Below are 23,800 nucleotides of genomic sequence, written 5' to 3' on the forward strand. Positions count from 1 at the left end.
GTGAGTGAGCCGTGTCCCTACCCGCCCTGTCCGAGGAGCAGCAAGAGCTGTTCCAGCTCATCGAGGACACCGGCGAGCACGTGTTCATCACCGGTCGCGCCGGTACCGGAAAGTCCACGCTGCTGCAGTACTTCGCGTGGAACACGAAGAAGCAGATCGCGATCTGCGCGCCCACCGGAGTCGCGGCGCTCAACGTCGAGGGGCAGACGATCCACTCGCTGTTCCGGCTGCCGATCGGTCTGATCGGCGACTCCGACATCGACCAGAACGACAACACGCGCCGCATCCTCAATGCCATCGAGACGCTCGTGATCGACGAGATCTCGATGGTCAACGCCGATCTGATGGATGCCATCGACCGGTCCCTGCGTCAGGCGCGCGGACGCCGAGGCGAGCCGTTCGGCGGCGTGCAGGTCGTCATGTTCGGCGACCCGTACCAGCTCGCCCCCGTGCCCCCGCGCGGCGACGAGGCCCGCTACGTGCAGGATCACTACCGCTCGTTCTGGTTCTTCGACGCCAAGGTCTGGGCCGGTGGATCCGGCGGCATCGGGTCGTCCGACCAGCAGGGGCTCTTCGAGGTCGACACCCGCGCCGAGCTGCATGTGCGGGAGCTGGTGCAGATCCACCGCCAGTCCGACGACGGCTTCAAGGCGATGCTGAACGCCGTCCGCTACGGACGGGTGACCGCCGAGATCGCCGGAGTGCTCAACGCCCAGGGTGCACGCACACCCCCCGACCCCGAGCCGGGGGAGGTGCCGATGATCACCCTCGCCACGCGCAACGACATCGTGAACAGCATCAACAGCCGGCACCTCGCCGCGCTGCCCGGCAAGGAGCAGACGGCCCGTGCCGAGGTCAGCGGAGACTTCGGACGCGGCGAGGCGGCGCTCCCCGCGGAGTCGGAGCTGAAGCTCAAGGTCGGTGCTCAGGTCATGTTCCTGCGCAACGACACCGCCATGTCGGGAGAGCCGCCGCGATGGGTGAACGGCACGATCGGCACCGTCATCCGCATCCTCGGTGAGAAGGTGCGCGTCGAGATCGACGGCGAGGAGGTCGACGTCGAACCCGCCGTCTGGGAACGGTTCCGGTACTCGTACGAGCCGACGACGAAGAAGCTCACGCGTGACGTCGTGGCCGAGTTCACGCAGTTCCCGCTCCGGCTCGCGTGGGCGGTGACGATCCACAAGTCGCAGGGCAAGACCTACGACCGGGCGATCATCGACCTCGGCTCCGGGGCGTTCGCGCCGGGGCAGACCTACGTCGCGCTGAGCCGGCTCACGTCCCTCGAGGGGCTGTATCTGTCGCGGGACCTGCGTCCGCGCGACATCAGGGTCGATGAGGACGTGCGGCGCTTCATGCGCGAGGCGTGGGAGGCGCGGTCGACGCCGGAGCTGCCGAGAGCCTGAGCGCACCGCCCCGGTCGTCGAGCGAGCGGAGCGAGACGAAACGGTGCGTCAGGCGGCGGCGCGCGCCCTGTCGAGGTCTTCGAAGAGCTCGGTGTTGAAGCGGTAGGCGAGCAGCACCTCGTCGATCACGCGCTCGCGCTCGGCCTCGTCCCACGGGGCGGAGTCGAGCTGCTCGCGGTAGACGTCCTTGAACGCCGACGGGTCTGCGATGTCGTCGAACAGGTAGAAGCCGATGCCGTTGGTCTCGAACCCGAAACGGCGGGCCATCACACGGCCGATGAAGATGCCACCCGACAGGTCGCCGAGGTAGCGCGTGTAGTGGTGGGCGACGAAGCCGCCGGCCCACGTCGCGCCGACCTGGCGGATGCGGTCGACGTAGCGCTGCGTGGTCGGCAGCGGCGTGATCCGCTCGCGCCAGTCGGCGCCGATCAGGAACTCCAGGTCGGCCTCGAGGGCGGGTAGGCGCGTGAGCTTGTCGCTGAGGAAGACGGAGGCGATGGGGTCCTGACGCATCCGCTCACCCGCGCTCTCCAGAGCCTCGTAGATGAAATAGTGCTGCGCGACGAGGGAGATGTAGTCCTCGCGCGACCCTTCGCCCTTCAGCAGGTCGGACATGAAGCCCGCGCCTTCGCTCTGGGAGTGCGATCCGGACGAGCGCTCGCGGAGCGCGGCGGAGAAGGAGAGGATCTCGGACATGCGTCCAGTGTAAGGGTTGCCTTACCCGTCCGCCATGTCGAAGGCGAACGCGGCCTCAGGCGTGCGGGCGGGGCTCGACGCCGAGCCGCTCGCAGGCGAGGTCGTAGAGCGCCACGACCTCGCGGCGGACCGCTGGTCGCTCGGTGATCGGTCCGCCCGGCCAGGGGACGTGGAGCTCGGATGCAGCGCCGTCGCGTGTGACCGACCACAGGCCGCCGTCGCCGTCGAACCCGGTCATGACGGCATCCGTGATCTCGCCCTGACCTTCGGGTGCGAAGGCTCGGGCGATGAGCAGGTTGTCGTCCAGGTGGTCGCCGTTCATGTGGCGGAGAACGGCGGAGACGATGTCGGCGTCGAAGGCGAAGGTCACGAATCCACCCTAGACGCCCGTACAGTGCGGGTTCTCAGCATCCGCGTTCTAGACTCGGGGAACACGTCTTCCGGGGGTCTTTTCCACATGCAGCTTCTCTCGTCGCGCCGGGTGCGCGCAGCCGTCGCGAGCGTCGTGGTGCTCGGACTCTTCCTGACCGGATGCTCTGCGGACAAGACCTTCACGTACACGCCTCCTGAGCAGGTCGACGGCAGCCTCCCCGACGACACGGTCGCGGCGATGCAGGATGCCGTGTCGAACGCGCTCACGGCCTCCGGCGCCTCCGGGGCCGTCGTGGGAGTCTGGGTGCCCTGGAGCGGCACCTGGGTGACCGGCCTCGGCACGCAGGAACCCGGAGCGGGCGCGGAGATCAACACCGACATGTCCTTCCGCGTCGGTGACGTGACGCGACTCATGACGTGCGACGTGCTCTACGCGCTCGCCGACGATGACGTGCTCAAGCTCGATGCGCCGGTGACGGACTACGTCTCCGGTGTCGCGGGTCTCCAGGACATCACCCTCCTCGACCTCTGCAACGGCACGAGCGGACTCGGCTCCTCCGAGCCGACCGCGAAGTCCGCCTGGCTCAACACCCCGGGCCGCGAGTGGGCTCCGCTCGAGCTCGCCTCGTACGGGCTCGGCCAGGCGCGGACCCCCGCGCACACCGCCTACCGCGACTCGGATGCCGGCTACCTTCTTCTCGGCCTCGCGCTCGAGCGCGCATCGAGCCTCAGCGCGTCGGAGCTGATCGCCAAGTACGTGAGCACCCCGCTCGGGCTGAGCGGCACGTCTCTTCCCGCCGCGCCCGCGGCCGCACCGTCGACGGGGCCGGTCATGAACGGCCACTACCTGTCTGCGGTCGAGGGCGGGTACAACTGCGCGGCTCCCGTCGACATCACGAAGCTGTCGTCCAGCGCCGGGTTCACCGACTCGGGCGTCGTGTCGACCATCGAGGACCTCGGGCGCTACGTGCAGGCCGAGGCGGCGCAGAAGCTGCGGACCAAGAAGAAGCCCGAGCGCTTCAGCGCGCCGCTGCCCGCCTACGACGGCGCCCCGTCGTGGCTGCAAGCGACGGGCGGCGGAAACCTCGTGGGCTCCATGATCGGCCAGCAGGGATGGACTCCCGGCTATGCCACCGCCGCGTACTCCGACCCGGCGACCGGCTTCACCGTCGCGGTCGTGCTGAACGACTCGACGGCGAGCGGGACCTTCGCCACGTACCTGGCGTGGGAGCTCGCGGCGATCGCCTCCAAGGCTCCGGCGGCGTCGGGCCAGACGGCCCCCGAGTTCGGTCTGCCGTTCACGGCGGAGCAGTACCACCAGGCGATCACGGATGCCGCGCTCGTCTGCGTCGAGCAGCCGGCCGCCTAGCACCGGAGCGGGGACGCGATGACGATCATCGACAACGCGATCTACGTCGACGGGGTGCGCTCCGAGAACCCGAAGAGCCTCAGCGAGACGTTCGAGCGGATGCGGGAACGCGGCGGCATGGGCTGGATCGGCCTGTACCGGCCCAGCGAGGAGGAGATCCGCGCCGTCGCCGACGAGTTCGGCATCCACGCCCTGGTGGTCGAGGACGCCCTCGCCGGACATCAGCGCTCGAAGCTGGAGCGGTACGGCGACATCCTCTTCATGGTGCTGCGCCCCGCGCGCTACCTCGACGACGTCGAGGAGGTCGAGTTCGGCGAGGTGCACGTCATCCTCGGTCCCGATTTCGTCGTCACGATCCGGCACGCCGAGTCGCCGGACCTCGGGCGGGTGCGCCGCCGGCTCGAAGGCGACCCCGCTCTGCTGAAGCACGGACCCGAGGCGGTGCTCTACGCGATCCTCGACGAGGTGGTCGACGAGTACGCCCCCGTGCTCGCCGGACTCGAGAACGACATCGACGAGATCGAGAGTCAACTGTTCGTCGAGGACTCCGACGCGACCCAGCGCATCTACGAGCTGAGCCGAGAGGTCATCGACTTCCAGCGCGCGACGCAGCCGCTGGCGGGGATGCTGGAGGGGTTGCTGCGCGGCTCTGAGAAATACGCGGTCGACGAGGAGCTGCAGACCTATCTGCGCGATGTGCTCGACCATGCTCTGCGGATCGCCGACAGGGCCACCACCTTCCGCACGCTGCTCGACAACGCGCTCACCGTGGAGTCGACGATCGTGGCCCGTCGTCAGAACGCGGAGATGCAGCGGATGACGGAGCTGAGCATCCGCCAGAACGACGAGGTCAAGAAGATCTCGGGCTGGGCGGCGATCCTGTTCGCGCCCACGCTCGTCGCCGGGGTCTACGGCATGAACTTCCACAACATGCCGGAGTTGAGCTGGGTGTTCGGCTACCCGATGGCGATCGGGTTGATGATCGCGATGGGCTACGGACTGTACTTCGTGTTCAAGAAGAAGGGGTGGCTATAGGCCTCTCCGCTACGCCGTCGGCGTGTTCAGCCTTTTCACAGGATCGCCGCGCGGCATCCTCCGCCTTCGGTATGCGACCCGATATTCTCGGTGACGCTATGGAGGGTGCGTCGGCCGGAGTGCGCGGGCGGTCGAAGTGCTCACCGCATTCGAATCTCAAGAAAAGAGCACTCTCATGACCGGGACAGCACGCAAGGCGCTCGCTGAAGCGATCGCCACATTCCTCTTCGTCCTCAGCATCATCGGCGCGGTGAACAGCGGCAGCCCGCTGACGCCGCTCGCGATCGGCCTCGCCCTCGCGGTCCTCGTCTTCTCGACGGGCCACATCTCGGGCGCGCACCTGAACCCGGCCGTGTCGGTCGGTGTCTTCCTGCGCGGCGGACTCAGCGCCGGCGACCTCGTCGCGTACATCGTGGCGCAGTTCGTCGGTGGCGCCGCCGCCGCTCTCGTCAGCTTCGCCGTGTGGCCGGCCGCCGAGAAGGCGACCGAGATCGAGGTCGGTCCCGCCTTCCTCGTCGAGGCGCTCTTCACGCTCGCCCTCGTCTGGGTCGTCCTGAACGTCGCGACGTCGAAGGACACCGACGGAAACTCCTTCTACGGTCTCGCGATCGGTGGCACCGTCTTCGTCGGCGCCGTCGCGGTCGGCGGCATCTCGGGCGGCGGCTTCAACCCCGCCGTCGCGCTCGGCCTGTCGATCAGCGGCCAGTTCGCATGGAGCAACCTGTGGCTCTACATCGTGGCCCCGATCGTCGGCGCCGCGATCGCCGCGGTCCTGTTCCGCGTGCTCAACAGCGACGACGCCAAGAAGATCGGCGCCTGACTCAGCTGCACCCGAATGCCGCGCCCTCCCGGGCGCGGCATTCCTGCGTTCGGGGTGGGTGTGGGGTGCGGGGTGCGGGGCGCTTGGACGCGGGGTGCTGGGTGCTGGCGCAGGGCGCAGGGCGCAGGGCGCTGGGCATCCGTTCGGGAGGAGTTCGCACGTTCGGGAGGAGCTTTCCGCGGCATCCGTCCTCCCGAACGTGAGTTCTCCTCCCGAACGTGCGTCGGGGTCGTCCTGGAGCGTGATGCGTTCGCAGGCGCGCGGCGCGGCGCGGGGCGTGGGTTCGGGTGCGTTCGGGGCGGGTGCGGGGCACTTGGGCGCTGGGCATCCGTTCGGGAGGAATTCGCGCGTTCGGGAGGAGCTTTCGGCGGCATCCGTCCTCCCGAACGTGAGTTCTCCTCCCGAACGTGAGTCTCCTCCCGAACGTGAGTTCTCCTCCCGAACGTGCGTCGGTCGCCCGGGAGGCCGCGTCGCGGAGTCCTCCTCGAGGGGGATGCCGGAGGCGGCGGGTGGGCTCTAGCCTGAGGCCATGCTGATCGTCGAGGAGCTCCACCTGCTGCTGCTGCGCCCGGACGGGCGGGTCGAGAGTGCGGTGAGCGTGCACCGCCTGTACGGGGAGATCGCCGCCGTCATCGTGGATCTCGCCCTGCACGGACGCGTCAGGATCGCCGAAGGCAAGAACCCGGTGCTGGAGATCGTGTCCGCCGAGCCCACGGGCAACCCGGTGCTGGACGTCGCTCTCGCGAAGCTCGTTCCGCTGCACGGCAAGAAGGTGCAGTCGCTCGTGATGCGCTCCGGCCTGGATCCGCTCGAGTCCCTCGTCGAGTCTCTGGTCGTGCAGGGCGTGCTCGTGCGCGGTGAGCGCGGCTTCTTCGGCTGGGGCTCGGAGCGCACGCCGGAGTCCGATCCGGGGCCCGAGCGCCTGCTCCGCTCGCGCATCGCCGCCGTGCTCGCGGGTCACGTCCCGCCGACCGCCGCCGACCAGGCCCTGCTCTCCATCCTGCAGGGGCTGGGGGCGGCGCATGCTCTCCTGCGCGAGGAGTCCGCCGGGATGTCGGCCGGTGAGCTGAAGAAGAGGATCGGGGCGCTCGCGGAGGATTCGGCCGCCGGAGACGCCGTCGCGAAAGCGGTGAGCACCGCGGTGAGCGCCGCGCTCATGGCGGCGATGACGCCGGTCATCGTGGCGGCGACCATCACCTGAGCGCCACCATCAGCGCCTGAGGTCCTCGGACTCCTTGCGGAGGAACGGGAGCGCGCGGAGAATGGGCCCACGGCTACGGGAGGCGCCGTCGGGGAGGGTGCTGATGGGACGACGAGACAGCCGAGAAGCGCTGTTCAGGAGCAAAGCCGTCCACCGCATGGATTTCCAGTTCGTGGGCGCCGAGACGGCTGCGAGCACGCCGCTGATCTCCGAGTATCTCGAGAGTGCGAATTTCCGCATCACCAGACTCAGCACCGACTCCTCGCTCCGAGGGCGAATCGCCCAGTTCCCCGAGCTGACGTTCGCTCATGTCTCGATCCCGTCCGCAGAGATCGTGTGGCCGCGGGACGCCTTCTCGACCGACAGGGCACTGGTCTTCATCGTGCTCTCGGGGAGCGCATCGATCACCAGTCCGGGGAGGGTCATCGGTCGAGCTTCACCGGACGGTCCGCTCTTCTTCGTTCCTCCCGGTGACAAACGGGTCGACATCGTGCTGGATGCGCCGAGGAACGACCTGTTCTACGTGAGCATCGACGCCAGCCTCATCCCGGATGTGCCGGTGACCCGCGTCACGAATCCGCAGTGGAGCAAACAGGAGTCGGAGGTCCTCGCCCCGCTGCTCTCCTTCAGTGCGCGGCTCTGCGCCCTGTCGGACATGCCTGCGATCGATGTCGGTCCCCTTCAAGGAGCCGCCGAGGAGGTGGCGCGGGCGATGGCCCGTCTGATCGCCGGGCCGGTGTCGGAGTCGAAGACGATCTACGATCTCGCGGTGGCGGTCATCGCCAGGGACTGCGCCGAGGCGCGACTGGATACTGCACTCCTGGCAGAGCGTCTGGGCGTGTCGTCGCGCACGCTCCAAGTGGCGTTCCAGCACAACGGCGTCGCTGTCGCCTCGGAGCTCCGCAGGGCGCGGGTGCGCCTCGCTCTGCAGTTGCGTCGCGCGAATCCGGTGATGACATCCGCGGCGATCGCGAAGGCCGCCGGTTTCGGTTCCACGGATTCCTTTTCCAGGGCGATGAAGCGCTTCGGCGAAGTCCTCACCGACGACTGAACACGCGTTTCGCGCAGGAATCCGGCAACGTGCGCAGGGGGCGTGCGCGGCTCCTCGCTCTCCCGCACCATTGAATCGTCACCTCCATGACTGGCTTGCCCGAAGCGCCAGTGTGAGACGGCGTCGCCCCCACGACCCTCATCCACCGTGCGCGCTTCGGCACGAGCCTCCCCGCCTTCATGGAGGTCCACGGGTTCCTGGCGCACCCGGCGTCGGGAACCCGTCCTCCCCTCGATTGCACGGCCCCGCTCATCGGAGCGGGAGCCGAATGACGGATGCCGACGCATCCGCCTGTCACCACACCTCAAGGAGAACAACAATGACTGTCACGACCTCATCGAGACGGAGACGCATCGGCCGCCTGCTGATGATCGCCGCGATCGCGCTCACGGCGGTCGTCGTCCCCGTCACGGCATCCGCAGACGCACCCGCTCAGGCCGCAGCCGACTTCCGCGCACCGCTGTGCGTGGGAACGACCCTAGACGATCCCACGAACGCCTCCGGCGCCGTGCACGATCTCTCGCAGGTCTTCGGTCAGCGCCTCGCCGATTACAACGAGGGCCGTGTCGTGGCCCTCTACGACACCTTCGGCCTCAACAGCGTCGACGGGTACCCCGCCGTCTGCGGCACGCGGTACGTGGAAGGGGTGGGGCCGGTCTCGGAATGGATGTTCTGCACCGACTACTTCTCGCATGCGTGCAGCGGCGTCGATGAGCAGGGGCGCCTGCTGGGCTACGACGGATCCCCGATCCCCGGGCTCGATTCTCTCGCCGGAGCGAACCCCAAGCTGAACCACGATCAGGAGAAGCTCGTCGCCTATCTCATCCGACACGGCCAGGAGTACAACGGGGTGGGATACTTCGACTTCCGCGTGGACCGCGCAGTCCGCGACGGCGGCTCTTTCGAGCGAGCCGCGCTGCAGGTTCTCATCTGGTGCATCAGCGACCCCGTGGATCCGTCCGACACCGATCCGACCGAGCAGGAACGCGCGCAGACCTGCGAGGGCAGTCTCGATGACGCCCGGCAGCAGCAGCTTCTGTCGCAGATCCCCGATGACCCCACCCTCGAGCTGGACCTGACGAGCCCGTCGACGACCCTGGTTCCCGGCGTCACCGCCACGGTCGAGGTGACGACGAACATCTTCGGCGACCCTCTCGACGTCGCACTCTCCGGCGTCGCTGGCACGCTGTCGGTGCTCTCGGGACCCGCGACTCTCAACGGAGACGAGCTGCTCGTGGAGGGTTCGGGCGCGACGCCCGCGACGGTCACGCTCGGATTCGTGTCCGATCAGAGCGGGGCTGCACAGATCTCCGTTGAGGCGGCGCCGGTGTCACCGTCCCATCTTCGATGGAACCAGAGCCCCGGCGTCGATCCGATGGGGGTCGCCTGCCAGATCTACGCCACGTTCGATCGCGGCTCGCAGACGGTGATGCAGAGTTCCGCCACTGTTCTCTACGCCGTTCAGGCAGATGACAGCGAAGCCGCGGCTGATGGTGGGGCTGCGGATGCCGGTGGGGCTGCGGATGCCGGTGGGGCTGCGGATGCCGGTGGCGGCGCGGCTGACGCCGGGGCCGTAGACCAGGTCGGTTCCGAAGGACGGGTCGGCGCCGTGCAGACGGCGGCGGGGCCCGAGCAGTCCGGACTGCTCGCCTCCACAGGTGCCGACTCCTCGCCGGTTGTCTGGGTGAGTGCGATGCTCCTCCTCGCCGGCATCGTCCTGCTCGTCTTCCGTGGTCGGCGGACGCCGCAAGGCGACGAGCAGCAGAGCTGACGCCGAGTGACACGACCGGGCCGCGCGCAGTGCGTGGCCCGGTCGCTCGTCGCTCGTCGCTCGTCGCTCGTCGCTCGTCGAGCGACGGCCAGAGGCGCCCTGCCGGGCAGCTCTCGGTGGCCGTGCCCTTGTGCGACCAGGCGGAGACGGATCTCTCGGGTCTGCGGAGCGAGTCGTCCTCGTCAGCCCTGGCGCGTGTACGTCCCGCGCATGAGCGGGGCGGGCTCGGCATCCGGTGGCACAGCCGTGTCGAGCTCGATCGCAAGACGCTCGCCGACGCGGCGCAGCCGCATGATCGTGCGCCCGCGCGCGGAGCGTCGGTCGAGCACGAGCTCGTCGCCTTCCCACGCGGCCGTCCCCGGGGCCTCCGGCACGAAACCGTAGGAGTCGAACCACCAGAAGCCGGCGGCGCAGACCACGCCGTGGGCGATGAGGTGACCGTCATCCTGCATCTCCACGTAATCGAGGAGGATGCCGTCGGGTCCCGGCTCGACCGTCAGCGCGCCTCGTGCCGAACCGGCTGCGGTCCACGCGGTGGCGAAGAGCTCTTCGTCGCCCGACCAATCGCCGAGCAGGGACGCGTATCGCGGGTCAGGGGCCATGTGAAGAGCGTACTGACCTGACGTGTGGAAGATGCGAGGTGGAGGGGCTGACGGGAATCGAACCCGCGCTGTCTGCTTGGGAAGCAGAAGTTCTACCATTGAACTACAGCCCCGGATCGCTCGCCGCGAAGTCGCGGGAACGGGGTACGGCCAGACTACCCGGCGCCCCAGGATTGGCAAAACGGCGCGGATACCGTCGCCGACTGCGAGCCGTGGAGCCGCGTGGCGTCGTGGGGCTGTGAGCTGAGGGGTGCGTCACGTCGACGGAGGCGCCAGAACTCCGGAGATTCGCGACCGACGGCGGGCTTTGGAGGCTGGAGAGCCCGGAGGAGGCCGAGACTCCGGAGTTCAGGCGGGGGCGGGGTCGAGAGAACGGCGTCATCGGTCGAGGACGTCCTGGCCCCGCCGAGTAGGCTGGTCGCGTGCTTCTCAGCGATCGCGACATCAGGGCAGAACTCGCATCCGGCCGGATCGGCCTCGAACCGCACGCGCCGGAGATGATCCAGCCGTCGAGCATCGACGTGCGGCTCGACCGCTACTTCCGCCTCTTCGACAACCACAAGTATCCCTTCATCGACCCGTCTGTCGATCAGCCGGAGCTGACGCGTCTGATCGAGGTCGCCCCTGACGAGCCGTTCATCCTGCATCCGGGGGAGTTCGCCCTCGGGGCGACGTTCGAGCAGGTCACGCTCCCCGACGACATCGCCGCGCGCCTCGAAGGAAAGTCGTCCCTCGGTCGGCTGGGCCTCATCACCCACTCGACGGCGGGATTCATCGACCCGGGCTTCACCGGCCACGTGACCCTGGAGCTCGCGAACGTCGCGACCCTTCCGATCAAGCTGTGGCCGGGCATGAAGATCGGCCAGCTCTGCTTCTTCCGTCTGACCTCTCCCGCCGAGAACCCCTACGGTTCGGGCCCCTACGGCAACCGCTACCAGGGGCAGCGCGGGCCGACGGCATCCCGCTCGTTCCAGAACTTCCACCGCACGAACGTCGGGACCACCGACGTCGGGGCGCTCGGGGGATGACGGGGCCCGAGCGGCCGGAGGACGTCTACCGGCCGCCCGCAGCGCCGACGCCGCCGGTGGAGTCCGACGGCGATGAGGCCGAGGAATCGCAGGAGGTCGCCCGCGTCCGGCGGCGCAGCCGTGTGGTGGTGATCACGGTGATCGCCGCGAGCGCGACGCTGCTGCTCGGCCTGACGGTGGCCATCGTGATGCTGACCACCGGCCTGCTCAGTGCGATCGGCGATCGGCGATCGCGGAGGGGATGCCGACACGGAGAAGCCGGCCGTCGTCGAGCAGGAGCCCGACGAGCCGCAGCCCGTGCGCGCCGGAGAATGCGGCGAGCTGTGCGGCGCGCTGGAGTCCGAGATCGGCGTCGATGCGGGTGCATGGACCGCCGAGGCCGGATGGTCGGATGCCGAGCCCGAGGTCGGGGCGACGGCTGCGGCGACCGCGGTCTTCACGTCGGACCTCGGCACCGGAACGCTCACGGTGCTGCAGTTCGACACCGACGAGCAGGCGGCGCAGGCCGTGAAGGACCTCGGGGCGCGCATCGGCGAGCCGGTGTTCCAGACCACGGTGTTCGACGACGGATCCGGCACCCGCTACGACTACGACGGCGCCCTGACCAGCCGGGTGCTGTGGCACCTCGATGCGCAGTCCACTCCGCACGAGGTCGGTCGGCTGTACCTGATCGAGGCTCCGGCCAACGACGCCGCCGACTTCTCCGAGCAGGCCGCGTACCAGCTCTACCTCGCGCTGCCGCTCTGAGTCTCCGCCGCCGCGCGACCCGCTCCCTGAAGCTGCTCGATGACCGCGTCGAGCACGGCATCCGCCCGCAGGATCCGCGTGTGCCCGAATCCCTCGGTGCGCAGCAGCCGCGAACGACCCTGGTGGGCGGCGTGCAGACGAAGCGAATCGGCATCCGGCATCCGGCTGTCTGCGCGATCGTGCACGACGAGCAGGTCGACGGAGTCGGGGAGCGGATGCCGCACGGCGTCGTATGTCTCCTCGAGCTGCCGTTCGTCGACGCCGAGGCGGTCGCGGAACCGCCGCTCCATCCGCGTCACCGCCGCAGTCGGAAGTCGGAACTCGCGCGCGAACTCCTCGACGAACGCCGCGGGGCTCGCGGCGCCGGAGACGGCGACCACCGTATCGGTCGGCACGCTCGTGCGCGCAGCGGTCAGTGCGGCCAGGGCGCCGAAGGAGTGGCCGATGATCGCGCCGAAGCGTCCGTACGCGGTCTGGAGCTGTTCGGCGGCCTCGATCCAATCGCGCATGTCGGTGCGCCGTCCGGCCGATGAGCCGTGCGCCGGAGCGTCGAAGGAGACCACGCGGAACCCTTCGGCCACAAGCTCGCGCACGAGCGGCGCGAACTGCGAGGCGCGGCCCCTCCAGCCGTGCAGCAGCAGGACGGTGCGCTCGCCCGAGCCCCACCCGTAGGCCGTGATGTCGGCGTCGTTCACGCGCAGGGTCGTGGTCTGCGCATCGGCGTGGGTCGCCGCGTCGCGGGGGTGCACGGGCATCTGCGGCGCCGTGCTGAAGAACGCGCGGTAGGCCAGATCGCCGCCCAGTGACGGAGAGACCGTGGATGCGAGGCGGATGCCGCCGGCGATGAGCTCGGACAGGGAGGGCATGGGAATCCTTCCGACGAAGAATACGAACGATCATACGTATAGTACGCGAACGATCGTTCGTATACTAGGAGCATGTCGGAGATCCTTGACGGGCGCAGGGCCCGCGGCGACGCGTCGCGACGCGTGGTGCTCGCGAGCGCGACCGACCTCGCCTCGGTCGACGGACTCGACGGGCTGACGATCGGCCGCCTCGCTGAGGCGTCGGGGTCGAGCAAGAGCAGCATCGCGACCCTGTTCCAGAGCAAGGAAGGGCTGCAACTCGCGACGATCGCCGCCGCCAGGGAGATCTTCACGACGCGGATCGTGGACGCTGCGCGCACGGAGCCCCGGGGTGCACGCCGCCTCGCCCTTCTCCTGCGCAACGCGCTGATCTACTCGCGCGATCGGGTGTTCACGGGCGGGTGCTTCTTCGCGGCCACCGCGGCCGACGTCGATTCGAAGCCGGGGCCGGTGAGCGACGCCGTGCGCACGGCGCTCGTCGACTGGTACGGCTATGTCGAGGCGCAGGTGCGGCATGCGGTCGCAGCGGGCGAGCTCGTGGTCGACGATCCCGAGGTGCTCGCGTTCGAGCTGATCGCGCTCAACGAGGAGGCGAATTCCCGTTCGCTCATGATGCGCGACGAGCGCCCGTACTCGGTCGCCGCCGCGGCGATGCGCGGACGGCTGACGGATGCCGGTGTGGATGCCGCGGTCGTGGGGCTGCTCGACCTCTGAGCCGCGAAACGCGCTGCTGTTCTCTGCATGCGCTGCTGTTTCTCTGGGCGTGCTGCTGTTCTCTGTGTGTGCTGCTGTTCTCTGTGTGTGCTGCTGTTCTCCGCGCGCGCTGCTGTTCTCTGCACGCGCGGTGGAAACTTCTGCCGCGTATGCAGATATGAGCAGCGCGAGTCGGCATCCGGCAGCGTGAGCGCGGCATCCTGAAGCCTGAGCGCGGAACCGGCGCGGTCTCGACCGGGGTCGAGAGGACATGGGGGAGTTTCGGGCTGCGCCGAACCGAGTCGGGCAGCGATGATCACCCCGGCGTCTCGGTCGCTGCGCGTCCTCGCTCAACGACCGGGTAGCCCTACCGCTGCACGAGCGGAGTGAGTCGGAAAGGGGTGAGGGTCCCCGTGGACATGGCGACGCCCCCCGCTCGACGACCGCGGGTCGCGGTGCGTGAGCGAGGGGCGCCGGTATGCGGGGTCAGGCGTCGCGACCGCGGGAGTAGCCGGCGTCGAAGCCGCGCTCGTACGCGTGTTGCGCGGCGCGGGCCGCGCGGTGGTCGCCGTGCCCGTGGTGAGGGCGGCCGTGGCCGAACTCGGGGGCGAAGCGGTGTCCGCGCCCTCCGTCGAAGCCGCGGCGGTGCTCCGCGGGGGAGCCGTGGCCATGCTCGGCGTCGGCGCCGTGGCGGTGCGCGTGGTCGTGGCCGCAGTCGTCGCCGTGCTCGGCGCCAGGACCGAAGCCGGGGCCGAACCCTGCCCGGAAGCCGGGGCCGAAACCGGGACCGAATCCTCCGCGGAACGGGCCGAATCCGCGACCGCGTCCGAACGGGTGTCCGTGGCGGCGACCGAAACCGCGGCCTCCGCGGCGACGGGGAAGGGGGGTGTTCTCGTCCCAGCCGAAGGCGCGGGCGATCTGCTCGAGAGTCGCGAGGGTGGTCGCGAGGTCCTCGGGGCTGACGGCATCCGTCACCGTGGCGCGGATGTTGTCGACCAGTGCTGCGAGACGCTCCTTGGCGGCACGGCCGTCGTCGGTGAGCGTCCAGCCGTCGGTGGTCTGCTCGACCCAGCCGCGCTCGACCAGTGCACGGACCTTGCCGGGGTGCAGAGGGCGTGACGCGGGGACCGTGCCGTCGATCACGTTGAGCAGGCGCCAGTCGCGGCGGCTCGCTCCTTCGCTCTCGAAGGCGGTGGCGAACTCGGCCGCCATCAGGCGATCGGTCGCGGTGATCCAGTAGCCGAAGGGGCGTGGGTTCTGTGTGTTGTCAGAGGTGTTCATGGTGAAGTCCTTAGATGTCAGTGTGCATGTGCTTGTCACAGTGCATGTATATGTATGGTGACATGAGTTCTGATGCATGTCAAGTCGCATGTAAAATCGAATCGTGAGCGCAGCAGAGAACGATCCGACAGAGACCATCGCCCAGGCCCTGTCGCGGCTGCGCGGCCGGCGACCCGGCGGGCGAGGTCCCGGCGGCTGGCACGGCGGACCCCACCCCGAGCACTTCGGCCACGACGACCACGAGGGCAGAGGTGGTCGCGGCGGACATCCCGGCCGCGGCGGCTTCCCCGGCCCCCCGTGGATGACCGACCCCAGCGGGCGCTTCGGCGGTCCTGCCCGGATGCGGATGCTGGAGGCGCTGGCCGCGGCATCCGCTCCGCTCAGCGTGAGCGACCTCGGCGCCGCGATCGGCGTCGATCAGCCGCGTGCCTCCCGCCTCGTGCAGCAGGGCGTCGCTCACGACCTCGTGCGCCGTGAGGCCGACCCCGACGACGCCCGGCGCACGCGCATCGCCCTGACCGATGAGGGCCGTCGCCTCGCACGGGGCATGAGGGGAGAGCGGCGCGAGGTCCTCGGCAAGGCGCTCGCCGCCTTCACCGATGATGAGCGCGCAGAGCTCGCGCGCCTGCTGAACAAGCTCGCCGACAACTGGGGGCAGTGAGTCGGACTCGCAAGGTCGGGGCTCCGGTCAGCGGCCGGAGCCCCGACGGGATCAGGCGCTGGGAGGCCGGGCGTCCGGGTCATAGGCGGCGAACTCGCCGCGCACCCGATAGGACGGGCCCAGCTCGTCCTGGATGTCATGGACCAGCGCTTCACCTTCGGCGATCCACCGTCGGCCCACGTCTGGATCAGGCCATCGGATCTCGGTGACGGGATCCAAGACCTCCTCCCAGGTCTGGTTCCAGGCCTTGAGGCGGCGCCGGACGCCGATCGACAGCGGCAGCCAGCTCAACATCATCCCGCCGCCGAACCATTCGGGGACGACTACGACGTCCCGCGAGGGGCCTTCCGGGACAGGCATGCGCCGAGCCTACGACCGGCTGGACTTGACCGGAAGCAGGAGCAGGAAGCCGGCGATCAGCACGACGACGATGCCGAGGATGCCGAACGCGGTCTGCGAGGTGAGGACGATCAGCAGCGTCCACGCGCCGGACGCCATCCAGCTCGCCGCCCTCCCGGTCGTGGCGTAGAGGCCGAAGATCTCGCCCTCGCGCCCCGCGGGGGTGACCCTGGCGAGGAAGGAGCGCGCCGCGGCCTGCGCCGGTCCGACGAACGCGCACAGGACGAGCCCGCCGATCCAGAACACCATCGTGCCGCCGTCGCGCAGGAAGAACACCACGAGGCCGGCGATCGTCATGGACGCCAGCGAGAGCAGGATGATGCGCTTGGGGCCGAACCGGTCGTCGAAGAGTCCGGCGATGATCGTGGAGACGCCCGCGATGAGGTTCGCGGCGATGCCGAAGATCACGAGCTCTTGGAACTCGAAGCCGAAGATCGTCGAGGCGATCACGGCGCCGAACGTGAACACGCCGCTGAGTCCGTCGCGGAACACCGCGCTCGCGAGCAGGAACCAGAAGGTGTTGCGGGTCTCGGGGGAGCGGTAGAGGCCGACGACGTCCTTCACGAGGAGGCCGTACGAGGCGAAGAAGCCGACCTTGCGCTCCGGGCGCCCCAGCGAGGGCTCCGGCACGTTGAGGAAGATCGGGATGCTGAACACGATCGCCCACACCGCGCAGCCGACGGCGATCAGCCGGAACGGCAGGCCGTTGTCGGTGGACATGCCGAACCAGTCGAACGCGTCGAGCACGACGACGATCACGAGGGCGATGATGCCGCCGATGTAGCCGAAGCCCCAGCCGAGCCCGGAGATGCGGCCGATCGTCTTCTGGTTGGCGATGCCGATCAGCATCGCGTTGGAGTTCACCGCCGCGATCTCCTGGAACACGGTGCCCGCCGAGATCAGCGCCACACCCACCCAGAACATGCTCACCTGCGGGGTCACGAACCAGAGCCCGAACATGCTGACGATGAGCGCGCCGGTGCCGATGCCGAGCCACAGCTTCTGCTTGCCCGCGGCATCCGCCCGCTGGCCGAGCACGGGGGCGAGCAGCAGGATCGCGAGCGCCGCGATGGTGCTGCCGAGTCCGAGACCCGAGGCGAGGTCGGCCTCGGCAGCCACGCGCACCGGGTCCTTCTCGCCGAGGGCCGCGATGTCGGCGGGCAGGAAGTCGGGGCCCACCAGGTACAGCGCCGTGAAGATGAACGTGAGGATCACCGAGTTGAACGGCTGCGTCGCCCAGTCCCACAGCGCCCACGAGTAGACCTGCTTCTTCGGTGCAGGGGTGTCGCCGCGGAGGTCGAGGCCGATCACGCCGACGGCGCCGCTCTTCGCGGTCGCCAGCGGTTCGGCGCGCTCTTCGGGTTCGCTCATGAGGGAAGTCTGGCGGCGGCCGGTGAACGGGCGGTGACGGCGCGCCGTGCGGCAGGGCGCACTCGACCGGCGGGGTAGGGTCGACGCATGTCGAGGCGGATGCGATGACGCGAACGGTCGTGCTGTTCGAAGGGGCCAGCGACAGGCTCGCGTTCGAGGCCGCCTCGCGCCGACTCGACGTCGGACTCGACGCGCTCGACCTCGTCGACCTCGACGGGATCACCAATCTGCGCGCCGTGCTCCGCGACCTGCTCGCGCAGGCGGACGACGTGCGGGTCCTCGGCCTCTACGACGCCGCGGAGGGCGCCTACGTGCGGCGGGTGCTGTCGGACCTCGGGGTGCTCGACTCCGCCGCAGACCCCGAGCACGCCGGATTCTTCGGCTGCGAACGCGATCTGGAAGACGAGGCGATCGCCGCCGCCGGCCCCGAGCTCGTCGTCGAGACGCTGGACGCACGGGGAGAGCTCGCCCGCTTCCGCGTGTTCCAGGGGCAACCAGCGCAGCGCGAGCGCGCCGTCGAGGATCAGCTCCACCGGTTCGCGGGAACGGCGGCCGGACGCAAGGCGCGGTTCGCGGCCGACGTGATCGACGCCATCCCCCTGGATCGGATGCCGCGTCCCCTCGTCGCGCTGCTCGATGCCGCGCTCGCCGGATAGCAGCGGCCCTCTCCAGCGGTCTAGCGGCCCTCGACGCTGATGCGGGGGTCGCGCAGCGTGCGGGCGTAGTCCTCCTTGAGCACGGCGAGGTGCAGCCACGCCTCGATGCGGGTGACGCCGGGCAGGGCGCGCAGCCGTTCGAGGCTCGCGTAGAGGGCTCCGGCCGACGGCTCGACCAGCGTCGCGACGATGTCGAAGCGGCCGAGGGTGCGCGCGGCGAAGTCGACGCCGCGTCCGGTGCGCAGCTCCTGCACGATCGCGGTGTCGTCATCGAGGTTCACCCCGACGCCCATCGACAGCTGCCGGTGCGCGAGGCCTCTCGCCTCCACGGCGCTGATCTTGATGACGCCGCCGTCGATCAGGCGCTGCACGCGGGTGGCGACGGCAGACGGGGAGAGCCGCACGGCCTGGCCGAGGGCGCGGAAGCTCTTGCGTCCGTCGCTCTGGAGCTGCTCGATGAGGGCCTCGTCGATCGCGTCGAGGGTGATGTCGCCGTGGTACTCCGAGACGAAGAAGCCCTTGACGACGGTCGAGTAGATGATCGTGTTGATGTCGAGCACGCCGTCGAGGGCCCTGATACGCGCGAGGAGGTCGTGCAGCTCCGCCATCGAGCCGAGGCGCACCTCGGTGACGAGGTCGTGCGCCCCGCCGACCGAGGAGACGAACACGGTCTCCGTCATGTCGCGTAGCGGCGCGGCGACGACGCCCGCCGCGCCCTCGGTGCGGATCGACACGTGCGCGAGCACGTGCTGTCCGAGGAAAACCGGGTCGACGGCGGCGACGACGCGCACGGTGCGGTCGTCGAGCAGCACGCGCAGGCGCGCGGCCACGGCGGCGCGCGTCTGCGAGAGGCGGTCGGCGAGAGAGCGGATGCTGGCGCGTCCGTCCTCCTGCAGTGCGCGGATGAGATCGGCGTCGAAATCCATGGTCGTCCCGAAAGTGCTCGATTACCGGCGAACGCACGCGAGTGCGTACATGAATACAGTGCAGGATGGGCCACGCGTGTCGCAAGAGACACTTCTGCCTGTGAGGGCTGACAGAACTCCAGTGAATGAGTCTTCTCGCTGGAGTTCTGCCCTTGTCGAGGGGGCTCGGACGCCCGTAGCATCCTTCGCTATCCGACATCTTCCGCAAAGGAGCGGGCTCCATGAACTCCACCACCACCAGGGCGCGACGCGCAGGCATCGCCGCCTTCGTCGGCACCACCATCGAGTGGTACGACTTCTACGTCTACGCGACGGCTGCGGCTCTCGTGTTCGGCCCGCTGTTCTTCCCGAGCGGCGATCCGCTCGTCGAGACCTCCCGGGCCTTCGCCACCTTCGCCGTCGCGTTCCTCGTGCGTCCGCTCGGCGGCATCATCTTCGGCCACATCGGCGACAAGTTCGGCCGTCGCGTCTCCCTCGTGATCACCCTGCTCATGATGGGCGTCGCCACGGTGCTCGTCGGCTGCCTGCCGACCTTCGCCGACATCGGCATCGCCGCCCCCATCCTGCTCATCATCCTCCGCGCCCTGCAGGGTCTCGCGGTCGGCGGCGAGTGGGGAGGCGCGGTGCTCATGAGCGTCGAGCACGCCCCCGCGGGCAAGAAGACCTTCTACGGCGGCTTCACGCAGCTCGGCAACCCGGCCGGCGCCCTGCTCGCCTCCGGCATCTTCGCGATCATGTCCCGCGGCGGCGACGACTTCATCCTCAACGGCGGCTGGCGCATCCCGTTCCTGCTGTCGATCGTGCTCGTGGGCGTCGGCTTCTGGGTGCGCTACCGCGTCGAGGAGTCCCCTGTGTTCGAGCAGAAGGTCGAGGGCCGCAAGCAGTCCATGCCCCTCGGGTTCGCGCTCCGCGCCAACTGGCTGCCGATCCTCCTCGGCATCGGCATCCTGCCCATCTCCACCGGCGGCTACTACCTCGCCACGACCTTCGCGACCGCCTACGCGACCGGCGAGCCCATCGCCATCAGCGAGCAGGTCATCCTCGACGCCATGACCATCGCCTCCTTCGTGGAGTTCGTCGTCACGCTCCCCGTGGCCTGGCTCGGCGACAAGTGGGGCCGCAAGAACATCATGTACATCGGCCTCGTGACCTCGGTGCTGACGTTCATCCCGTTCCTGCTCGTGATGCCGGGCAGGGTCGAGCCGCTGATCTTCCTGTTCGCCTCGCTGGTGCGCATCGCGATGAGCGCGACGTACGCCCCGATCGCCGCGATCCTCGCGCAGATGTTCCGTCCGCAGGCCCGCTACACCTCGATCGCGCTGTCCTACGGTGTGGGCGCGGCGATCTGGGCCGGGTTCTCGCCCTGGTTCGCCACCCAGCTCGTCGCCTGGACGGGCAGCATCTGGTCGGTCATCGCGATGTTCATCGGCATGGCCGTCATCGCCGGAGTCTGCACCAGGCTCGCGCCGCAGCACTCCGACGAGGCGCCCGTCACGGCATCCTTCACCGCCCGCACCGACACGACTGCGAACCCGCTCCCATGAGAAAGCTCTCCCCCTTCGACCGCTCGGCCCAGACCGAGCCCCTCCTGATCACGGCCAGGGCGATCCACACGGCGGATGCCGTCGCCACGACAGCGTCCGCCATGCTGACCGACCGGGGACGGATCGTCGCGATCGGCACCGCCACCGAGTGCGAGGCCGCCGCCGAACGCGCCGGCCTCGCCCCGGAGCGGATCGACCTCGGCGATGCCGTGATCGTCCCCGGGTTCGTCGACGCGCACGCCCACCCGCTCATGTTCGGCCAGATGATGACCTGGGTGGACTGCGGACCCGGCAAGGCCGGCAGCATCCCCGAGATCGTGGCGCTGCTGCGCGCGGCGGCGGCCGACGCCCCCGAGGGACGGCCGGTGCGCGGCTACGGGTACGAGCAGCGCAACCTCGTCGAGCAACGGCATCCGACCCGCTTCGAGCTCGACGAGGTGGCCTCCGACCGCGAGGTGTACCTCATGAACGCGTCGGGGCACGGCGGCGTCGTGAACTCGTACACGCTCGCGGCCGGCGGCATCGACCGCGACACCCCGAACCCCGCTGGCGGCGAGTTCTTCCGCGACGCGGACGGCGAGCTGACGGGAGAGCTCTCGGATGCCGCGTGCAACATCCTCACGGGCGTGCACGGAGTGAAGATCGGCCACCACGGACCGAACTTCCACCTCGCCGACGAGCCGGAGGAGCACCTGCGCCAGCTGGATGCCGCCACCCAGCGGTTCCTCGCCGGCGGCGTCACCTCGATCGGCGACTGCCAGGTCACCCGCCGCGAGTTCGACATGTACCTGCGTCTCGCCGAGGCCGGACGCCTGGAGCTGCGCGTCTCGATGTACCTGCTGTCGCACCTGCTCGACGAGGCCCTGGAGATGGGGCTCGTCGGCCAGTTCGGCAACGCCCACCTCAGCTTCGCCGGCATCAAGTTCTACGCCGACGGCACGCTCGGCGGCTGGACCGCGTACTTCCCCGACGGCTACGTCGGAGACCCGTGCCGCACCGGACAGCTGTACCACGAGCCCGCCGCGTACGCCGACCTCATCCGCAAGGCGCACGCCGCCGGCCTGCAGACGGCGACGCACGCGCAGTCCCCGACGGCGATCGAGATGGTCGTCTCGGCGATCGAGGCCGCTATCGCCGAGCGCCCCGACGCCGACGCCCGGCACCGCATCGAGCACTGCGGTCTGCCCACCCCTGAGCAGATCGAGCGCATGGCCGCCTCCGGCATCCGCCCCGTCAACCAGACGCAGCACTACTTCAACTGGGGCGAGGGCGTGGAGCAGGCGATCGGCACCCCCGGCGAACGGTTCAACCCGCTCGGCGAGTTCGAGCGCGCGGGGGTCGGCTTCACCATCTCCTCTGACGCGCCCGTGGCCGAGCCCATCCCGCTCGAGGCGATCCAGACCGCCGTCACCCGCGTGACGCGCCGCGGCCACACCCTCGGCCCCGACGACCTCCGCATCTCGGCGCTGTCGGCGCTGCGGGCGCACACCATCGAGGGCGCCATCTCGATCGGCCGCGAAGACGACCTCGGCTCGCTCGAGGTCGGCAAGTACGCCGACTTCGCCGTGCTGTCCGACGACCCGCTCGCCGTGGCCCCCGAGACGATCTCCGCGATCGTCGTCCGCGAGACCTGGGTCGACGGCACGCGCCGCCACTCGGCGGCGTGAGGGAGGATGCCATCATGACCGATCAGTACGCAGACACGGCGGGGCGGGCGGTCCTGGAGACCATCCGCGGCTACGGGGTGACGGCGGTGTTCGGCATCCCCGGCACCCACAACCTGGAGCTGTACCGACCGCTCGCCGACCTCGGCATCCGCGCGGTGACGAACCGCCACGAGCAGGGCTCCGGCTACGGCGCCGACGGGTGGGCGCAGCAGACCGGACTCCCCGGAGTGGTCATCACGACCTCCGGACCGGGACTGCAGAACGCCATGAGCGCGATCGGCACGGCCTTCTGCGAGTCGCGTCCGCTGCTCGTGCTCTCGCCCGGTGTGCCGCTCGGCTCCGAGTTCGCCGATGTGGGCACCCTGCACGAGACGAAGGACGCGACGGCGATGGTCGGCGCGATCGCCGAGTGGTCGCGCCGCGTCACCACGGCGGCGGAGGCGGTGGATGCCGTGCACGACGCCTTCGCGCTGTTCCGCACCGGGCGTCCCCGCCCCGTGCACATCGAGATCCCCCTCGACGTGCTGGAGGCGCCGGCCGGGGTCCCCGAGGCGCACCGGCTCCCCAGGCCGGCGCCGTCCCCTCACTCGGGAGACCCGGCCGGCGTCGCCGAGGCGGCGCGCCTGCTCGCGGACGCCCGCACCCCGGTCATCATCGCCGGCGGCGGATCGACGGATGCCGCGGCCGGCGTCACCGCGCTCGCCGAGCGTCTCGGCGCCCCGGTGCTGACGACCCTGAACGGCAAGGGCGTCGTCGACGAGCGGCATCCGCTGTCCCTCGGATCGAACCTGCGTCTCGCCGCGGCCCGTGCGGTCGCCGAAGACGCCGACGTGCTGCTCGTCGTCGGCTCGAAGCTGGGGGAGGCCGAGCTGTGGGCTCCCCGGCTGGAGGCACGGGGCGCCGTGGTGCGCATCGACATCTCCGCCGCGCAGCTCGACAAGAACCTCGCGGCCACGGTCGGGATCGCGGGCGACGCCGCGGCGGTGGTCGACGCCCTGCTCGCGCACCTGCCATCCGGCGACCGCCCTCCGCGCGACCTCGCGGCCGAGCGCGCCGCGATCGACACGGAGATGCGCGACACGGCCCCCGAGACCGTCGCGCTCGCCGAGATCATCGCCGAGGCGCTGCCCGACGACGCGATCGTCGCCGGGGACTCCTCGCAGATCGTCTACATGGCGCTGGGGAGCGTGCTGCGGTCGCAGCATCCGCACTCCCTGCTCTACACGCCCACCTATGCGACCCTCGGCTACGGACTGCCCGCCGCGATCGGCGCCCGCGTGGCCGACGACTCCCGCCCGGCCGTCACCGTGATCGGCGACGGAGCCCTCATGTTCTGCGTCAACGAGCTCGTGACGGCGGTCGAGCAGCGCCTCGACGTGACGGTCGTGTGCGTCGACAACGGCGGATACGCCGAGATCCGTCAGAACGAGGTCGATCGAGGGATGACCCCGATCGGCGTCGACCTCGTGCAGCCCGATTGGGCGGCCCTCGCGACCGCGTTCGGCGCGACCGGGCGCCGCGTCGAGCGCCGGGAGGACATCGCGGCGAGCATCCGCGACGCCATCGCCGACGGCGGCGTGCAGCTCGTGCACATCCCGCAGAACGCCCTCTGAACAGCATCCGACAGACAGGACCCAC

General features: G+C 69.7%; 24 protein-coding genes and 1 tRNA gene. 15 read left to right on the plus strand and 10 right to left on the minus strand.

All coding sequences use genetic code 11. The annotated features are described in order from the left end of the window. Positions 1–11 precede the first annotated feature (11 nt). Positions 12–1,406 (plus strand): ATP-dependent RecD-like DNA helicase, encoded by a 1,395-nt coding sequence (locus tag ACFVRO_RS05000; protein ID WP_105677497.1) that lies wholly within the window; start codon positions 12–14, stop codon positions 1,404–1,406. 48 nt (positions 1,407–1,454) lie between these two features. Here the strand turns inward: ACFVRO_RS05000 and ACFVRO_RS05005 are convergent, their stop codons facing one another. Both ACFVRO_RS05005 and ACFVRO_RS05010 read right to left on the minus strand, forming a co-directional pair. After that, positions 1,455–2,102 carry a heme oxygenase (biliverdin-producing) gene (locus tag ACFVRO_RS05005; RefSeq protein ID WP_223585597.1) on the minus strand — a complete coding sequence of 216 codons (648 nt, stop codon included), beginning with the start codon at positions 2,100–2,102 and terminating at the stop codon, positions 1,455–1,457. 55 nt (positions 2,103–2,157) lie between these two features. After that, complete coding sequence (locus ACFVRO_RS05010) at positions 2,158–2,472, minus strand: DUF2470 domain-containing protein (protein ID WP_386949892.1); 315 nt, start codon at positions 2,470–2,472, stop codon at positions 2,158–2,160. 87 nt (positions 2,473–2,559) lie between these two features. Here ACFVRO_RS05010 and ACFVRO_RS05015 point away from each other — a divergent pair, with 87 nt between their 5' ends. From ACFVRO_RS05015 to ACFVRO_RS05040, 6 genes are all read left to right on the plus strand, one after another. Continuing rightward, positions 2,560–3,843, plus strand: coding sequence for a serine hydrolase domain-containing protein (locus ACFVRO_RS05015; protein ID WP_386949894.1), 1,284 nt, complete (start codon positions 2,560–2,562; stop codon positions 3,841–3,843). 18 nt (positions 3,844–3,861) lie between these two features. Next, positions 3,862–4,878, plus strand: a complete 1,017-nt coding sequence (corA, locus tag ACFVRO_RS05020; RefSeq protein WP_105677037.1) for a magnesium/cobalt transporter CorA — start codon at positions 3,862–3,864, stop codon at positions 4,876–4,878. A gap of 175 nt (positions 4,879–5,053) precedes the next feature. Then, complete coding sequence (locus ACFVRO_RS05025; protein ID WP_386949897.1) at positions 5,054–5,698, plus strand: MIP/aquaporin family protein; 645 nt, start codon at positions 5,054–5,056, stop codon at positions 5,696–5,698. A 529-nt stretch (positions 5,699–6,227) separates the two neighbouring features. Beyond that, positions 6,228–6,899, plus strand: a complete 672-nt coding sequence (locus ACFVRO_RS05030) for a GPP34 family phosphoprotein (protein WP_386949900.1) — start codon at positions 6,228–6,230, stop codon at positions 6,897–6,899. A gap of 157 nt (positions 6,900–7,056) precedes the next feature. Continuing rightward, positions 7,057–7,950 (plus strand): helix-turn-helix domain-containing protein, encoded by an 894-nt coding sequence (locus tag ACFVRO_RS05035; protein WP_386949902.1) that lies wholly within the window; start codon positions 7,057–7,059, stop codon positions 7,948–7,950. Between the two features lie 319 nt (positions 7,951–8,269). Beyond that, entirely contained in the window at positions 8,270–9,721 is a 1,452-nt protein-coding gene (locus tag ACFVRO_RS05040; RefSeq protein ID WP_386949905.1) for a hypothetical protein, read from the plus strand. 182 nt (positions 9,722–9,903) lie between these two features. Here the strand turns inward: ACFVRO_RS05040 and ACFVRO_RS05045 are convergent, their stop codons facing one another. After that, complete coding sequence (locus ACFVRO_RS05045; protein ID WP_386949908.1) at positions 9,904–10,323, minus strand: hypothetical protein; 420 nt, start codon at positions 10,321–10,323, stop codon at positions 9,904–9,906. A 39-nt stretch (positions 10,324–10,362) separates the two neighbouring features. Further along, positions 10,363–10,436 (minus strand) — tRNA-Gly (locus tag ACFVRO_RS05050). A gap of 309 nt (positions 10,437–10,745) precedes the next feature. On the opposite strand from ACFVRO_RS05050, the gene dcd reads away from it, so the two are divergent. Continuing rightward, positions 10,746–11,351, plus strand: coding sequence for a dCTP deaminase (dcd, locus tag ACFVRO_RS05055; protein WP_341940969.1), 606 nt, complete (start codon positions 10,746–10,748; stop codon positions 11,349–11,351). Between the two features lie 25 nt (positions 11,352–11,376). Here dcd and ACFVRO_RS05060 read toward each other — a convergent pair whose 3' ends face one another. Beyond that, a complete protein-coding gene (locus ACFVRO_RS05060; protein ID WP_386949911.1) occupies positions 11,377–11,535 on the minus strand; it encodes a hypothetical protein in 159 nt (52 codons plus the stop codon). A 26-nt stretch (positions 11,536–11,561) separates the two neighbouring features. Here ACFVRO_RS05060 and ACFVRO_RS05065 point away from each other — a divergent pair, with 26 nt between their 5' ends. Continuing rightward, positions 11,562–12,098 (plus strand): hypothetical protein, encoded by a 537-nt coding sequence (locus ACFVRO_RS05065; RefSeq protein ID WP_386949914.1) that lies wholly within the window; start codon positions 11,562–11,564, stop codon positions 12,096–12,098. Here ACFVRO_RS05065 and ACFVRO_RS05070 read toward each other — a convergent pair. After that, on the minus strand, positions 12,077–12,964 hold the full coding sequence (locus ACFVRO_RS05070) for an alpha/beta fold hydrolase (protein WP_386949916.1): 888 nt from the start codon (positions 12,962–12,964) through the stop codon (positions 12,077–12,079). The genes ACFVRO_RS05065 and ACFVRO_RS05070 overlap by 22 nt on opposite strands. Before the next feature lie 72 nt (positions 12,965–13,036). Between ACFVRO_RS05070 and ACFVRO_RS05075 the strand changes: the two genes are divergently transcribed. After that, positions 13,037–13,678 (plus strand): TetR/AcrR family transcriptional regulator, encoded by a 642-nt coding sequence (locus tag ACFVRO_RS05075; RefSeq protein ID WP_386949920.1) that lies wholly within the window; start codon positions 13,037–13,039, stop codon positions 13,676–13,678. Between the two features lie 465 nt (positions 13,679–14,143). Here the strand turns inward: ACFVRO_RS05075 and ACFVRO_RS05080 are convergent, their stop codons facing one another. Next, entirely contained in the window at positions 14,144–14,938 is a 795-nt protein-coding gene (locus ACFVRO_RS05080) for a MarR family winged helix-turn-helix transcriptional regulator (RefSeq protein WP_386949922.1), read from the minus strand. 103 nt (positions 14,939–15,041) lie between these two features. Between ACFVRO_RS05080 and ACFVRO_RS05085 the strand changes: the two genes are divergently transcribed. After that, positions 15,042–15,599, plus strand: a complete 558-nt coding sequence (locus tag ACFVRO_RS05085) for a MarR family winged helix-turn-helix transcriptional regulator (protein WP_386949925.1) — start codon at positions 15,042–15,044, stop codon at positions 15,597–15,599. 51 nt (positions 15,600–15,650) lie between these two features. Here the strand turns inward: ACFVRO_RS05085 and ACFVRO_RS05090 are convergent, their stop codons facing one another. Both ACFVRO_RS05090 and ACFVRO_RS05095 read right to left on the minus strand, forming a co-directional pair. Continuing rightward, complete coding sequence (locus ACFVRO_RS05090; protein WP_386949928.1) at positions 15,651–15,959, minus strand: hypothetical protein; 309 nt, start codon at positions 15,957–15,959, stop codon at positions 15,651–15,653. 9 nt (positions 15,960–15,968) lie between these two features. Beyond that, positions 15,969–17,369, minus strand: a complete 1,401-nt coding sequence (locus ACFVRO_RS05095) for an MFS transporter (protein ID WP_386949931.1) — start codon at positions 17,367–17,369, stop codon at positions 15,969–15,971. A gap of 104 nt (positions 17,370–17,473) precedes the next feature. Here ACFVRO_RS05095 and ACFVRO_RS05100 point away from each other — a divergent pair, with 104 nt between their 5' ends. Beyond that, complete coding sequence (locus tag ACFVRO_RS05100) at positions 17,474–18,025, plus strand: ATP-dependent endonuclease (protein ID WP_386949934.1); 552 nt, start codon at positions 17,474–17,476, stop codon at positions 18,023–18,025. A 20-nt stretch (positions 18,026–18,045) separates the two neighbouring features. Here ACFVRO_RS05100 and ACFVRO_RS05105 read toward each other — a convergent pair whose 3' ends face one another. Then, positions 18,046–18,951: an Lrp/AsnC family transcriptional regulator gene (locus tag ACFVRO_RS05105; protein ID WP_386949936.1), complete on the minus strand. Its 906-nt coding sequence runs from the start codon at positions 18,949–18,951 to the stop codon at positions 18,046–18,048. A 221-nt stretch (positions 18,952–19,172) separates the two neighbouring features. Here ACFVRO_RS05105 and ACFVRO_RS05110 point away from each other — a divergent pair, with 221 nt between their 5' ends. The 3 genes from ACFVRO_RS05110 to ACFVRO_RS05120 are packed head-to-tail and all read left to right on the plus strand — an operon-like array spanning position 19,173 to position 23,775. Further along, on the plus strand, positions 19,173–20,495 hold the full coding sequence (locus ACFVRO_RS05110; protein WP_105677056.1) for an MFS transporter: 1,323 nt from the start codon (positions 19,173–19,175) through the stop codon (positions 20,493–20,495). Beyond that, on the plus strand, positions 20,492–22,162 hold the full coding sequence (locus ACFVRO_RS05115) for an amidohydrolase (protein ID WP_386949939.1): 1,671 nt from the start codon (positions 20,492–20,494) through the stop codon (positions 22,160–22,162). Before ACFVRO_RS05110 ends, ACFVRO_RS05115 begins: the two co-directional genes overlap by 4 nt. Before the next feature lie 14 nt (positions 22,163–22,176). Then, positions 22,177–23,775 (plus strand): thiamine pyrophosphate-binding protein, encoded by a 1,599-nt coding sequence (locus ACFVRO_RS05120; protein WP_386949941.1) that lies wholly within the window; start codon positions 22,177–22,179, stop codon positions 23,773–23,775. Positions 23,776–23,800: the final 25 nt, after the last annotated feature.

This window comes from Microbacterium sp. NPDC057944 (assembly GCF_042887445.1).
Lineage (GTDB): Bacteria > Actinomycetota > Actinomycetes > Actinomycetales > Microbacteriaceae > Microbacterium > Microbacterium natoriense.